Origin of the sequence: Devosia sp. (assembly GCF_017307495.1) — a bacterium.
Taxonomy (GTDB): Bacteria; Pseudomonadota; Alphaproteobacteria; order Rhizobiales; family Devosiaceae; genus Devosia_A.
Map to the genome: position 1 here is coordinate 236387 of NZ_JAFKHE010000015.1, position 14496 is coordinate 250882.

Genomic DNA, 14496 nt, shown 5'->3' on the forward strand with positions numbered 1-14496 from the left:
CGGTCGAAACCGGGCCGGCCGCGGTGTCAGCCACGGAGCTGACACTGTTCATTTACTGGACGTTGGCCCCGACCACGCTGTCCCACTGGGTGGTGATGGCTTCCTTGGCGGCAGCCTGTTCGTCGAGCGTCGGGAACACGGCCTTGGCGTACGCCTCGGCCGGCGGCAGCTTGTCCAGCAGATCCTGCGGGATCGCGCCGCGCGCGGCGAGATCGTTGAAGCGGATCGGGTGGCAGTAGCCCGCGAGCCAGCCGAGCTGGCCTTCGTCCGAGTAGAGGTACTCCATCCACAGCTTGGCCGCATTCGGATGCGGGGCGTAGGCCGAGATGGCCTGGATGTAGACACCGGCGACGACCGCGTCGGACGGCACGATCACTTCGGCCTTGGGATTGCCGGCAAAGCCGTCCTTCCAGGCGAGGGCATTGTAGTCCCAGGCGGCGACGATGGGCGTCGTGCCCTGGGCGACCGAGGCCGCCTTGCCGATCACCGGCACAAAGTTGCCGGCCTTGTTGAGCTCGGCAAAGAAGTCGAGGCCGGCCTTGCCAGCGTCAGCACCAGCGGCGGCGCCGGTGGCGAGACCGGCGGCATGCACGCCCGAGATCGCCTGGTTAGCGGCACGCGGATCACCGGCGAGCGCGAAGGCGTTGGCGTATTCCGGCTTCTTGAGGTCGGCCCAGCTCGTCGGCGGGGTGGCGACGAGGTCGGTGTTCACGAGGAACGACAGCACGCCGTAGTAGTCGCCGTACCAGTAGCCGTCGGCGTCCTTGGCCGAGTCCGGGATCGTGTCCCAGGTCGAGACCTTGTAGGGCTGGATCAGGCCGTCGGCCTTGGACGACGGGCCGAACGACAGGCCGACGTCGATGACGTCGGGGGCCTGCGGGCCGGTGTTGCCCTTGTTGGCCTTGATCGCCTCGATCTCGTCGGCCGAGCCGGCGTCGGGGTTCAGTTCATTGACTGTGATGCCCGGATACTTCGCCTTGAAGGCGTCGATCACGGCGCCGTAGCCGCACCAGTCATGCGGCAGCGCGATGGTGGTGAGCTGGCCTTCGGCCTTGGCGGCTTCGTACAGCGCGTTGAGGTCGGTCTGCGCCATGGCGGTGAAGGTCGAAGCGACAAGGGCTGCGACCGAAACCGAAGCGGCGAGCACGTTCTTGATGTGCATCTATGTGTCTCCCTGGAATTCTGGCTTCTTGTCCTGACTCGGGAGGAGCCCCAAAAGCCGCGCACTGCCTATTTTGGCCGTGTGACAGGCGCATGACATCCGCCCCAAGGCGGATGATGCACTGGTCTGCCAGCAGCGACGCGAAACCCCCGCGATTGCTGCCCTTGCGACTGTCAGACCCCCTCCGGAACCATTTGTGACATTTATGACAGTGCCCGTTTTGCGCAAGGGAGTCGAGATGTCGGACGCGAGGGACGCGTCGCCTCGCGGAGGCGCTGCAAACCGGGGGCTGTTGCCGTCTCGGGTCGGCGAAACTCGCCGGATACTAGGATGGGCTGGTGCTCGATGCGCAGAATCGGGCGGTGGAAAGCTGCTGCCGCGATGAGACCCGAGCCGGTCCGCCAGCCGCATCGATCCGCAGGCCGCGTTCCAGTTGCTCTGGTTTTCCAAAGGTTTGTCGGCGGGGTGGGTGGACAGAATCCTCTCAGCCGACTTTCATCCAGCGCCATGGCCGGGAAGCCCAGGGTGCGAGACATGCACAAGCGCCTGACCGTTTCCCGGTCATATCCCTAATCGCGGGTCTCGCTGTCGCCAGCGACGGCGGGACCCGTACCGGCCCTCCGGCGGCTGGGTTCATAGGGCGTGTCGCACCAGGCCGGAGCCGTCCCCGCTGCCTATTTCGGCGCCGGCCCCGTGCTCTCGCGCAATACCAGTTCCACCGGCCACAGTTCGTGGATCGAGCCCGGCGGCTTGCCTTCCTGCATCTGCAGGAGGAGCTCGGCGATGCGGGCGCCGGCAGCGCGGATAGAGGAGCGGGTCGTCGACATGGACGGAACCATGTTGTCGGCGTTGAGATAGGGAAAGACGTCGTCGTGCGCGATCATCGAGACGTCCTTGCCCAGTTCGAGGCCGGCGGCGCGGATGGCGCGGAAGACGCCGAGCGCCGTCATCATCGAGCCGGCCAGGAAGGCGGTGGGGCGCGGCCGGCGCTCGAGGAAGGCTTGGGCCAGGCGGAAGCCGTTCTCGTCGGTGAAGCGGCCGCCGCCGATCAACTGCGGATCGGGGGTGAGGCCGCGCGCCTGCATGGCGGCGCGGAAGCCGCGGTCGCGATGGATGGCGAAAGTCTGGTCGAGCGGGCCGTTGATCATGGCGATGTGCCGATGGCCGAGGTCGAGCAGGTGGCTGGTGGCGCGGTGGAAGGCGCCTTCGTTGTCGATGTCGAGCCAGGCGTGCGGGATCGTCACGTTGTCGGCGCGGCCATGCAGCAGGAAGGGCATGCCCAGTTCGGTGAGCGCGGCGATGCGCTCGTCATCCGGCGTCGGCGCGGAGAGCACGAGCGCGTCGACGCGCCTGGAGGCGGCGAGGCGCCGGAACACCGGAATCTCGTCGTCGGCGTCGATCGGGGTGACGACGATGTCGATCTCGTACTGCGCCAGGCGCTCGGAAATGCCGGAGAGGAACTCGGAAGTGTGCGGGCCGAAATGCAGCGAGCGCTGCAGGGGCAGGGTGACGCCGATCGCGCCCGACCGACCGGTGGCCAGGCGCCGGGCGCTCACGTTCGCCCGGTAGCCGTGCCGACGGGCCGCCTCGCTGACGCGCTGGCGGGTCGCCTCGTTGACCTCTGGATAGCCGTTCAGCGCGCGACTCACAGTCGTCTGCGACAGCCCGAGTTCCTCGGCCAAGTCCTTGAGTTTCATAACCAAAATCGTGCTCGTCCAACAGCGTTCGAGGCGGTCTGCCGCCTGCGTATCAAGCCCCGGCCAGAGCCATGACGGCGGACGTCCCCCGCCTCCGACAGTCGCATTCAAAGCGATTTGAATCGCAAACGCAAGTGCGACGTTCCGGGGAGATTTCGTGAGGGTCGTACCTCAGCAGGGCAGTCGGCGGGGAAGCGGCGTTAATCCGACAATCCTTGCAACATGCTGATAAGACTTAGCGATTTGTCTCGTGTCGATCGGTGTTAACGATTGGCACCCGAATCCAGCTTGACAGAAATTGAGGGCTCTGGCTACTTTCGCTTCAAAGCGCTTTGAAAGCCTTTAGCGAGGGGGCTACCCCTCACATCCGGGCGCTTTGATGGGAGGAGACCGTTTTCGATCAGCGCCTTGGGGCGACCGATCGTCTTTGGCTGCCTCCCAGTCACACCTGTCCCTTGGGAGGAAGATAATGACAATGAAGTCCTTGATGCTGGGCCTGCTGATGAGCGTGTCGGCCGTCGCGACGGTCCAGGCCGCCGACCTGCAGATCGTGCTCGGCGACACCGGTACGGGCCTGAAGTTCCTGCAGTCGCAGGTCGACCGCTACATGGCGCAGTATCCGGAAGACAAGGTGACGATCGTCCCGATGCCGTCGTCGACCACCGACCAGTTCGGCCAGTACAAGCTGTGGCTGGCGGCCGGCAATGCCGACATCGACGTCTACACCACCGACGTGATCTGGGCGCCGCAGCTCGCCGATCACCTCACCGACCTCACCGAGGCGACCAAGGACATCATCGGCGGCTACTTCCCGGCGATCGTCGAGTCCCAGACTGCCAACGGCAAGCTGGTGGCGCTGCCCTCGTTCACCGACGCCCCGGCGCTCTACTACCGCAAGGACCTGCTCGAGAAGTACAACAAGCCCGTGCCCAAGACCTGGGACGAGCTGGCTGCCACGGCCAAGGAGATCATGGACGGCGAGCGCGCCGCCGGCAACAAGGACATGTGGGGCTTCGTGTGGCAGGGCAACGCCTATGAAGGCCTGACCTGCGATGCGCTCGAGTGGGTGAAGTCCTCGGGCGGCGGCCAGATCGTCGAGCCCGATGGCACGATCTCGATCAACAACCCGAAGGCCGCTGCGGCCCTCGACCGGGCCAAGGGCTGGGTCGGCACGATCTCGCCGGAAGGCGTGCTGTCGTACGGCGAAGAAGAAAGCCGCGGCGTGTGGCAGCTCGGCAATTCCGTGTTCATGCGCAACTGGCCCTACGCCTATGGCCTCGGCAATGGCGCGGACTCGGCCGTCAAGGGCAAGTTCGACGTGACTACCCTGCCGGTGGGCGCCGAGGGCGACAGCCCGGCCGCTACGCTCGGCGGCTGGAACCTCGCGGTGTCGAAGTACTCGCCGGACCAGGACGCGGCCATCCGCCTCGTCAAGTTCCTGTCCTCGCCCGACGAGCAGAAGCGCCGCGCCATCGAGCAGACCAACCTGCCGACGCTGATGGCTACCTACGACGATCCGGATGTCGCCGCGGCGGCGCCGATCATCCCGCTGTGGAAGGACGTGTTCCTGAACGCCGTGCCGCGTCCGTCGGGCCCGACCAAGCTCAAGTACAACGAAGTGTCTTCGCTGTTCTGGTCGGCCGTGCATGATACGCTGTCGGGCAAGGGCAGCGGTGCCGACAACCTCGAGCTGCTGGAAGCCAAGCTGACCGAGCTCAAGGGCTCCGGCTGGTAAGCTCGACCGAGACGATGCGGCGTGGGCGGCGTATGCTGCCCGCGCCCGACTTTCCTGCAGCAGGGGACGCGTCCATGACCGTTGAAGCCACCGCCGGACCGGCCGTCCGCAGCACGCCCCGGATCCAGTCCGAACTGATGAAGTCGCGCGTCGCAGCGGCGATGTGGTTCCTGGTGCCGATGCTGGTGGCGCTGGCGATCGTGGCGGGCTGGCCGCTGCTCAGGACGATCTATTTCTCGTTCACCAACACCTCGCTCAACAACCTCTATGGCGGCGACTTCGTCGGCTTCAAGAACTACCTCAGCTGGACGACGCTGAAGAGCGGGCGCACCGTGTTCTCGGGCCTGCTGGTCGATCCGGCGTGGTGGAACGCAGTCGGCAACACGCTGCGCTTCGCGGTGATCTCGGTGACGCTCGAGACCGTCATCGGCATGATCGTGGCGCTGGTGCTCAACGCCGAATTCAAGGGCCGCGGCATCGTTCGCGCTGCCATCCTGATCCCCTGGGCCATCCCGACGATCGTCTCGGCCAAGATGTGGAGCTGGATGCTCAACGACCAGTTCGGCATCATCAACGACCTGTTCCTCAACCTCGGCATCATCAGCCAGAAGGTGGCGTGGACGGCTTCCGCCGACACGGCGATGACTGCGGTGCTGATCGTCGACATCTGGAAGACGACGCCGTTCATGGCGCTGCTGATCCTCGCCGGCCTGCAGATGGTGCCCAAGGATGTCTATGAGGCGGCCAGGATCGACGGCGTGCATCCGGTCAAGGTCTTCTTCAGGGTGACGCTGCCGCTGGTGCGTCCGGCGGTGATGGTGGCGGTGATCTTCCGCCTGCTCGACGCCATGCGCATCTTCGACCTGATCTACGTGCTGACGCCCAACAGCTCGGCCACCAAGACCATGTCGGTGATCAGCCGCGAGAACCTCTTCGACTTCGACAAGTTCGCTTATGGCTCGGCCCAGTCGACGCTGCTGTTCCTGCTGATCGCGGTGATGACTGGGCTCTATATCTGGCTGGGCAAGGTCAGGTTCGACGGGGGAGATCGCTGATGACCATGGACCTGTGGGCCATAACCAAGCGTGTGGCCTTCTATGCGCTGGTGATCTTCATCGTGGTGGTGGCGGTATTCCCGTTCTACTACGCCATCCTCACCAGCTTCAAATCAGGCACGGACCTGTTCCGCGTCACCTACCTGCCGACGTCGTTCTCTCTCGACAACTACAGTGCCGTGCTGAACGTGGGTGACTTCCCGCGCAACGTGCTGAACTCGGTATTCGTGGCGGCGGTGACGGTGCTGCTGGCCCTGTTCCTCGCCATCACCGCCTCGTTTGCGCTTTCCCGCGTGCGGTTCCGGGGCAGGGGGATCATCCTGATGACGATCCTCGCGGTGTCGATGTTCCCGCAGATCGCGGTGCTCGCCGGCCTGTTCGAGGTGATCCGGTTCCTCGGCATCTACAACACGCCCTGGGCGCTGATCTTTTCCTACACGATCTTCACCCTGCCGTTCACGGTGTGGGTGCTGACCACCTTCATGCGCGACTTGCCGATCGAGATCGAGGAAGCGGCGATCGTCGATGGCGCGACCCCGTGGGTCATCATCACCAAGGTGTTCATGCCGCTGATGTGGCCGGCGCTGGTGACGACAGGCCTGCTCGCCTTCATCGGGGCGTGGAACGAGTTCCTGTTCGCGCTGACCTTCACCTCGTCGAATGCGACGCGCACGGTGCCGGTGGCGATCGCGCTGCTCTCGGGCGGCACGCAGCATGAAATTCCATGGGGCGCGATCATGGCGGCGTCGGTGATCGTCACCGTGCCGCTGGTGATCCTCGTCCTCATCTTCCAGCGCAAGATCATATCCGGCCTGACCGCCGGCGGCGTAAAGGGCTAAGAACCATGGCGCGTATCGAACTCAAGAACATCCGGAAGTCCTTTGGCCTGGTCGATGTGATCAAGGGCGTCGACCTCGAGATCCACTCGGGCGAGTTCATGGTCTTCGTCGGCCCGTCCGGCTGCGGCAAGTCCACGTTGCTGCGCCTGATGGCCGGGCTCGAGGACATCACCTCGGGCGAGATGTATTTCGACGGACAGCTCGTCAACGCGCTGGCGCCGTCTCGGCGCGGCATCGCCATGGTGTTCCAGAGCTACGCGCTCTACCCGCACATGACGGTGTACGAGAACATGGCCTTCGGCATGCAGCTGGCCAAGTCCGACAAGGATGCGATCAAGGAGCGCGTCGAGAAGGCGGCCGAGATGCTGCAGATCGGCCAGTACCTGGCGCGCCTGCCCAAGCAGCTGTCGGGCGGCCAACGCCAGCGCGTCGCCATCGGCCGCGCCATCGTGCGCGATCCCAAGGTGTTCCTGTTCGACGAGCCGCTGAGCAACCTGGACGCCGCACTGCGCGTCGCCACCCGGCTCGAGATCGCCAAGCTCCACCACCAGATGAACAACACCACGATGGTCTACGTGACGCACGACCAGGTCGAGGCGATGACGCTGGCCGACCGGATCTGCGTCCTGCGCGACGGCATGATCGAGCAGGTGGGCACGCCGCTCGAACTGTACCAGAACCCGCAGTCGCTGTTCGTCGCCGGCTTCATTGGCTCGCCCAAGATGAACTTCCTCAACGGCGAGATCGCGAGCAAGTTCGGGGCCACCACGATCGGCGTCCGCTCCGAGGACATCGACATCACCGATCGCGAGGGCGCCTGGAAAGGCAAGGTGATCCACTCGGAGAACCTCGGCTCGGACAGCTATACCTATGTCGACATCGGCACGGACGAGCCGGTAATCGTGCGCGAGGACGGCACCAGCAAGCATGCGCCGGACGACGCGATCTCGATCGCGCCGCAGCCCGGCCGCGTCTACCGCTTCGACCAGGCCGGCAAGCCACTGAAGAACTGACGTTCCGCCGGGCGGCAAAATTGCCGCACGGCCCTGATTTTCGCCGCGCCTGGATTGCCAAGGCCGGCCTGTCGAGGCACTGAATCGCTTCAACCAAACCGCTTTGGAAGACCTCGGGCCGGCGCCATGTCCGGCCCTTTCCACGAGTTCAAGGAGACCACCATGCCGATCCGCGTCACCGTCTGGGGCGAAAACGTCCACGAGCAGAAGAACAAGTTCGTGGCCGAGAACTACCCCATTGGCATGCACGGCCAGATCGCCAAGCTGATCGGCGAGGACAAGAACCTCGCTCCGACCACGGTAACCCTTCAGGATCCCGAGCACGGGCTGACGGTCGATAAGCTCGCCAACACCGATGTGCTGGTGTGGTGGGGTCACGCCGCCCATGGCGAGGTGAAGGACGAGATCGTCGAGCGCGTGGTACAGCGCGTTTGGGAGGGCATGGGCCTGATCGTCCTGCACTCGGGCCACCACTCCAAGGTGTTCAAGCGCCTGATGGGAACGCCCGCGAACCTGCACTGGCGCGAGGCCGGCGAGCGCGAGCGCATCTGGGTGGTGAACCCGGGCCACCCGATCGCCAGGGGACTGCCGGCCTATTTCGAGCTCGAGACCGAAGAAATGTATGGCGAGCCCTTCTCGGTGCCCGAGCCGCTCGAGACGGTGTTCGTGTCGTGGTTCCAGGGCGGCGAAGTGTTCCGCTCGGGCCTCACGTATCGTCGCGGCGCGGGCAACATCTTCTACTTCCGCCCCGGCCACGAGACCTATCCGACCTACCACGACAAGACGGTCGGCCAGGTGCTACGCAACGCGGTCAACTGGGCCTATAACCCGGAAAACCACGCGCACCTGCTCAAGGCGCCGAACACGCCGGTGGAGAAGGCGATCGAGAAGATCGTCGAGCGCGGCGCCAAGCTGACGCACCACCCGAAGTGATGTTTGAGGTGCGCGCATCGTGATCGATCCGCACCACCGCATGGGTCCCCGGGTCAGGCCCGGGGATGACGGTGGATGGAAGGGCGATTTCGGTCGCCGGATTGCACGCTGTGCACAGAGCTAGAAGTTCTACGCCGTCATCCCCGGGCTTGACCCGGGGACCCACTGCCCCACGGATCAAGCACCATGCGTCTTCTCATCCTCGGCACCGGCCGGATGGCCAACAGCCATGCCAAGGCCTTCCAGACCATCGAAGGCGTGGAGATGGTCGGTGCCGTCGACACCATCCCGGAGAATCTCGCAGGCTTCTGCGATACGTACGGGATCAAGAACCGGTTTTCCTCGCTGGACGAGGCGCTGGCGTGGGGCGATTTCGACGCGGTGGACAACATCACGCCGGACTCGATCCATCATCCGACGACGCTGAAGGCGCTGGCGGCGGGTAAGCACGTGTTCTGCGAGAAGCCGCTGGCGCCGAACTACCGCCTCGCCATGGAGATGGTGGAGGCGGCCGAGAAGGCCAGCCTGATCAACATGGTCAACCTGACCTACCGGAACGTCGCCGAACTGCACAAGGCGCGGGAGATCATCGCGGCGGGCACCATCGGCGAGGTCAAGCATATCGAGGCGAGCTACCTGCAGCACTGGCTGGCGCTGCGCGATTTCAGCGATCCGGCGGGCCTGTCCGGCACGTGGCTGTGGCGGCTGAGCAAGGGGCACGGGTCGAACGGGACGCTGGGCGACATCGGCATCCACATCCTCGACTTCACCACCTTCGCCATCGGCCAGCCGATCGTCGCCATGAACAGCCGGCTGCAGACGTTCCAGAAAGTGCCGGGCGACCGGATCGGCGAGTACGTGCTCGACGCCAACGACAGCTTCATCATCTCGGCCGAGTTCGCCAATGGCGCCATCGGTACGATCCACTCGTCGCGCTGGGCCTCGGGGCATTCGAACGACCAGCGGCTGCGCGTCTACGGCAACAAGGGCGGGCTGGAGCTCAGCCACGGCCACTGGGGCTCGCTGCTCAGGGTCTGCGCCGGCGAGGATGTCGCGACCTCGACCTGGCGCGAGGTGAAGGCCGAGCCGGTGAAGACCAACTACCAGCGCTTCGTCGATGCGGTGCGGACCGGCAAGCAGCAGGACCCGGACTTCCGGCATGCGGCGGGGCTGCAGAGAATTCTCGATCTGGCGCTCGTTGCCGATCTCGATCGCAAGGAACACCGGGTCTAGCGCCCGGCTTTTGAAGGAACACTGCAATGCGTATGCTCATCCTCGGCACCGGCGGCATGGCCGCCCAGCATGCCAAGCACTTTGCCGCCATCGATGGCGTTTCGGTCGTGGCCGGCGTCGACACCGATCCCGCCCGGCTCGAGAAGTTCAATGCCGCCCACAACATCCCGAACGGCTTCGCCTCGCTCGATGCGGCGCTGGCCTGGGGCGAATTCGATGCCGTTGCCAACGTGACGCCGGACTCGGTGCACCACGCGACCTCGATCGCGGCGCTCAAGGCGGGCAAGCACGTGTTCTGCGAGAAACCGCTGGCGACCGACGCGACCAAGGCCTTCGAGATGGTCGACGTGGCCGAGAAGTCCGGCCTCATCAACATGGTCAACCTGACCTACCGCAACGTCGCGCAGCTGCAGAAGGCGCGCGAGATCGTGCTGTCGGGCCAGATCGGCACGGTGCGGCATGTCGAGGCGAGCTACCTGCAGAGCTGGCTGGTGTCGAAGGCCTGGGGCGACTGGCGCACGGAAAGCCAGTGGCTGTGGCGGCTGAGCAAGAAGCACGGCTCGAACGGCGTGCTCGGCGACATCGGCGTGCACATCCTCGATTTCGCCTCCTACGGCTCGGGCCTCGACATCGACCACGTGTTCGCGCGGCTCAAGACCTTCGACAAGGCGCCGGGCAACAAGATCGGCGAGTACGACCTCGACGCCAACGACAGCTTCACCATGGCGGTGGACTTCGACAACGGCGCCCTGGGCGTGATCCATGCCAGCCGCTGGGCCACCGGCCACATGAACGAGCTGCGCCTGCGCGTCTATGGCGACAAGGGCAGCGTCGAGGTGCAGCACCGGCATGACTGGAGCAAGCTGCGCGTGGTCATGGGCGAGGACATCGAGAACGGCACCTGGAAGGAAATCGAGGTGCCGCCGGTGCCGACCAACTACCAGCGCTTCGCCGAGGCGGTGCGGACCGGCGTCATGCAGGAGCCGAGCTTCCGCCACGCCGCCGAACTGCAGCGGGTGCTCGACCTCGCCACGGTTTCCGAGCTCGAGCGCAAGGAACTGACGGTCGGCTGAGCGACCAGAGCGTGCAACCCGATGGGGGCGCCTTTCCCGACGGAGAGGCGCCCTCGCCGTTTCCGGGTGGGGTGGCGGGGCGCGGGTTGAGGGGGCGACATTGCAATTCAGTGCGGTTATGGTCTCACATACTCGTGCGTGATCGGCTGTTATGGAACATACATTCTTCGAGTTAGTGGGCTTTGGCGGCACTGCCCTGACTATTGCCAGCTATTCGATGCGGACGATCGTGCCGCTGCGCATCGTTGGTATTCTGTCCTCCATATTCTTCCTGATCTACGGTGCGGCTATTCAGTCGTTTCCGATACTGGTCACCGAGGCAATCCTGCTGCCCCTCAACGTGGTACGCCTGCTGCAGGTCCTGCAATTGCTCAGGCGGGTCGACGAGGCGGCTTCTACCAGCGAACTATCGGCCGACTGGCTGCGGCCGTTCGGTCGGGTGCGCAGCTATTCGGCGGGCGACGTGCTGTTCAAGGCCGGAGACTCGGCCGACTATCTGCTGTTGCTCGAGAGTGGCCGCTTCGAGCTGCGCGAGGCAGCCATATCGCTCGGCGCCGGGGACGTGGTTGGCGAGCTCGGTTTCCTGTCGCCCGGCAACCGCCGAACGATGACGCTGGTCTGCGTGGAGAGCGGCAAGGTCAGCAGCGTGTCCTACAGCAGCGTCAAGCAACTCTATTTCTCGAACCCCAAGTTCGCCTTCTATTTCCTGCGGCTCGTCAGCGACAGGTTGTTCCAAAACCTCGATCGTGCCGAAAAAGCCAGGGTGGCCGCCTAGCGGGCATTGCATCCCGGCCGCGCCCGGGCATCATCTATCAGCGCGGAGCAGGAGAGGTCGGATGGGGATTCTGGGCGCCATCATCATCGGGTTCATCGTCGGCATCATCGCCAAGCTGATCACACCGGGCGACCCGAAGCCCCGCGGGTTCATCCTCACCACCGTGCTCGGCATCGTCGGGGCGCTGGTCGCGACCTGGCTGGGGCAGGCGATCGGCTGGTACCAGCCGGGCGAAGCGGCAGGCTTCATCGGTGCGGTGATCGGCTCGGTGATCGTGCTGCTGATCTGGCGCCAGCTGGCGCGGCCGCGCTGACGCCATGAACATTCCAACCATCGAGACCGAGCGGCTGACCCTGCGCGGCTACACACTCGAGGATTTCGACGCCTTCGCGGCGATGTGGGCCGATCCGGACGTCGTGCATTTCATCGGCGGGCGCAGTTTTACGCGCGAGCAATCCTGGCAGCGGTTCCTGACCCGCGCCGGCGGCTGGCAGCACATGGGCTTCGGCTTCTTCGCGGTGATCGAGAAGGAGTCCGGGCAGCTGGCGGGCGAGGCCGGCTTCCACGAGGCGCGGCGGATCATCGCGCCTTCGCTCGAGGGCACGCTCGAGGCCGGCTGGGCGCTGATGCCTTCGGCGCAGGGCTGGGGCTATGCCACCGAGGCCATGCAGGGAGCGATCGGCTGGGCCGAGGGCGCCTTCCCGGGGCGGCGCATGACCTGCCTGATCAATATCGACAACCTCGCCTCGATGCGGGTGGCGGGACGGCTGGGGTTCAAGGAATTCGCCCGGACGATCTATGGCGACGACAAGGTCGTGCTGTTCGAGCGGTGAAGCCGCTGCGTTCTGCGGTTCGTGCCCCTTTCCACCACTCTATCAGTCGTCATCCGCGGGCTTGCCCCGCGGACCCATGGGATGCCGCAGCATCGCTGGGTCCCCGGGTCTTCGCCCGGGGATGACGGTGCGTGGGGGAGCGAATTGCCTCAAACAGAAGGGCGCCAGGAGGCGCCCTTCGCATTTTCATAGGGCCGCTGGCTTACTGCTTCGGCGCTTCGGTGGCCGGGGCCATTGGGGCCATCGCATCGGGAGCCGGAGCCATCGGCGCCATGGCGTCCGGTGTCGGAGCCATGGCTGGGGCATCAGTGGCCGGGGCCATCGCCGGAGCCTCGGTGGCGGGGGCTATTGCCGGGGTTTCCGTAGTCGGTGCTGCGGCGGGCGCCTCGGTCGTTGCCGGAGCCGCCGGAGCTGCTGCCGGAGCTTCGGCGGCCGGCGCCTCGATCGGGGAGGCGTCGGTGATGCGGCCGTCGGTATAAGGCGTGTAGCTGCCGCCCTGCTTGGCGATGAAGTCGGCCACGACCTTCTCGAGCGGCGGCCCGAAGTCGTAAGCGTTCACGGCGTTCTTGGCGAAGAGCTCGTAGCCGTCGCCGCCGCCGCGCACGTAGTTGTTGGTGACGACGCCGTAGGTCTTGGCGGGATCGATCGGCACCCAGCTGTCGCCGTCCTTGACCAGCACGTCGGAAATGCGCGAGCCGACCGGCTTGGACTTGTCGAAGGTGTACTTGAGCCCGGCGACCTGCGGGAAGCGGCCGGCCACGTCCTCGATCTGGCTGACCCCGTTCTCGAGCGAGGCGACGAGGTCGGCGCCGCCGATCTGGAAGGTGGCGAGCGTGTTCGAGAAGGGCAGGACGGTCAGCACCTCGCCCATGGTGATCTGGCCCTCGTCGATCGAGGCGCGCAGGCCGCCGGAGTTGGCGATGGAGATGGTGATGCCCTGGTCCTTGACGCGATCGAGCTGGGCGTCGGCGACGAGGTTGCCCATCGAGCATTCCATGACGCGGCAGACGTTGCGATCGCCCTGGATGGCGGCGGTGGCGGTGCCGATGACCTCGGCCTTGAGCGTCTCGAGCGGCTTGCCGAGCTCGGCGACCTTGTCGATGAAGCCCTGGTCGGGCTTGACCGACTTGTCGAGCAGGATCGGAGCGCCGGTGGCCGAGACGAGCTTGCCCGCGTCGTCCCAGGTGACCTTAAGTTCGCCCAGCACCTTGCCGTACTGGCCGGCGGTGACGATCGGCACGTCGACGCCATCGGGGTTCTTGACCAGGGTCGGGTAGGGGCCGGCCGAGCCTGGCACGTCGCCCAGGAAGGTGTGCGAGTGCCCGCCGACGATCAGGTCGATGCCGGAGACGGCCTTGGCCAAGTCCTGATCGACGGTGTAGCCGATGTGGCTCAGCACGATGATCTTGTCGATGCCGGCCGCCTCGAGCCCGCCGACGGCGCCCTTGACGTATTCGGTGACGCTCTCGAAGGCGACGTTGGGGCCGGGCGAGGCGATTTCCGGGGTGTCCTCGGTGGTGGCACCGATGACGCCGACCTTGTCGCCGCCGATGTTGAGCACGACGACGCCGGGCGGCAGGCCCTTGAGGTCGGCGTCCTTCGTGGTGTCGAAGTTGCCGCCGATGATCGGGAACTTGGCGGCAGCGATGAACTTCGCGAACTCGGATGGGCCGTCGTCGAACTCATGGTTGCCGGTGGCGACGGCGTCGAAGCCGATCTGGTTCATGAAGTCGGCGACGATCTCGGACTTGTACTGGGTGTAGAACAGGGAGCCCTGGAACTCGTCGCCGGCCGAGAACAGCACGACGTTCTCGCCCGCCGCCTTGGCCTTTTGGCGCTCGGCATCGATGGCGGTCTTGAGCCGGGCGATGCCGCCGAAGCACTCGCCCTTCTGCTCGCCCTCGGCGTTGCAGGTCGAATCGGAACCGGTGATCGATTCGAAGCGCGAGTGGAAATCGTTGATGTGGAGGATGGTGAGCGAGAATTCCGCCTGCGCCGCGCCGGAGAATCCGGCGGACAGCGCGAGCGCCGAGGCGCCGAGCAACAGCTTGTTCATTATCCCTGTCCTTTGCTTCAAATCCGGTTGGCCCGGACCCTTCTCGCACTGCAATGCAACGCCGGTGTAACAGGTCTTGCCGCTGCCTCTGG

Annotated in this window: 13 protein-coding genes; 10 read left to right on the top strand and 3 right to left on the bottom strand. The window is 65.4% G+C overall.

From position 1 onward, the window contains the following. Positions 1–52: 52 nt before the first annotated feature. Together J0I99_RS07455 and J0I99_RS07460 are read right to left on the bottom strand one after the other, a co-directional pair. The gene (locus tag J0I99_RS07455) at positions 53–1162 is read right to left on the bottom strand and encodes an ABC transporter substrate-binding protein (RefSeq protein WP_291393730.1); all 1110 of its coding nucleotides are present in this window, start codon (positions 1160–1162) and stop codon (positions 53–55) included. A gap of 674 nt (positions 1163–1836) precedes the next feature. Further along, entirely contained in the window at positions 1837–2859 is a 1023-nt protein-coding gene (locus J0I99_RS07460; protein WP_291396921.1) for a substrate-binding domain-containing protein, read from the bottom strand. 502 nt (positions 2860–3361) lie between these two features. On the opposite strand from J0I99_RS07460, the gene J0I99_RS07465 reads away from it, so the two are divergent. The 10 genes from J0I99_RS07465 (at position 3362) to J0I99_RS07510 (ending at position 12348) form a co-directional block, all read left to right on the top strand. Beyond that, positions 3362–4594, top strand: coding sequence for an ABC transporter substrate-binding protein (locus J0I99_RS07465; protein WP_291393738.1), 1233 nt, complete (start codon positions 3362–3364; stop codon positions 4592–4594). A gap of 74 nt (positions 4595–4668) precedes the next feature. After that, positions 4669–5649 (top strand): carbohydrate ABC transporter permease, encoded by a 981-nt coding sequence (locus J0I99_RS07470; protein ID WP_291396923.1) that lies wholly within the window; start codon positions 4669–4671, stop codon positions 5647–5649. A 5-nt stretch (positions 5650–5654) separates the two neighbouring features. Continuing rightward, positions 5655–6488 (top strand): carbohydrate ABC transporter permease, encoded by an 834-nt coding sequence (locus J0I99_RS07475; protein WP_291393740.1) that lies wholly within the window; start codon positions 5655–5657, stop codon positions 6486–6488. A gap of 5 nt (positions 6489–6493) precedes the next feature. After that, positions 6494–7501, top strand: a complete 1008-nt coding sequence (locus J0I99_RS07480; protein ID WP_291396926.1) for an ABC transporter ATP-binding protein — start codon at positions 6494–6496, stop codon at positions 7499–7501. A gap of 162 nt (positions 7502–7663) precedes the next feature. Beyond that, positions 7664–8434, top strand: coding sequence for a ThuA domain-containing protein (locus tag J0I99_RS07485; protein ID WP_291392628.1), 771 nt, complete (start codon positions 7664–7666; stop codon positions 8432–8434). A gap of 186 nt (positions 8435–8620) precedes the next feature. After that, on the top strand, positions 8621–9667 hold the full coding sequence (locus J0I99_RS07490; protein WP_291396927.1) for a Gfo/Idh/MocA family oxidoreductase: 1047 nt from the start codon (positions 8621–8623) through the stop codon (positions 9665–9667). Positions 9668–9693: 26 nt separating this feature from the next. Then, a complete protein-coding gene (locus J0I99_RS07495; RefSeq protein WP_291396928.1) occupies positions 9694–10740 on the top strand; it encodes a Gfo/Idh/MocA family oxidoreductase in 1047 nt (348 codons plus the stop codon). A 151-nt stretch (positions 10741–10891) separates the two neighbouring features. Next, positions 10892–11515: a Crp/Fnr family transcriptional regulator gene (locus J0I99_RS07500; RefSeq protein WP_291392603.1), complete on the top strand. Its 624-nt coding sequence runs from the start codon at positions 10892–10894 to the stop codon at positions 11513–11515. A gap of 61 nt (positions 11516–11576) precedes the next feature. Then, on the top strand, positions 11577–11828 hold the full coding sequence (locus J0I99_RS07505) for a GlsB/YeaQ/YmgE family stress response membrane protein (protein ID WP_291392605.1): 252 nt from the start codon (positions 11577–11579) through the stop codon (positions 11826–11828). 4 nt (positions 11829–11832) lie between these two features. Continuing rightward, positions 11833–12348: a GNAT family N-acetyltransferase gene (locus J0I99_RS07510; RefSeq protein ID WP_291392607.1), complete on the top strand. Its 516-nt coding sequence runs from the start codon at positions 11833–11835 to the stop codon at positions 12346–12348. Positions 12349–12550: 202 nt separating this feature from the next. Here the strand turns inward: J0I99_RS07510 and J0I99_RS07515 are convergent, their stop codons facing one another. After that, on the bottom strand, positions 12551–14404 hold the full coding sequence (locus J0I99_RS07515) for a 5'-nucleotidase C-terminal domain-containing protein (RefSeq protein ID WP_291396929.1): 1854 nt from the start codon (positions 14402–14404) through the stop codon (positions 12551–12553). Positions 14405–14496 lie beyond the last annotated feature (92 nt).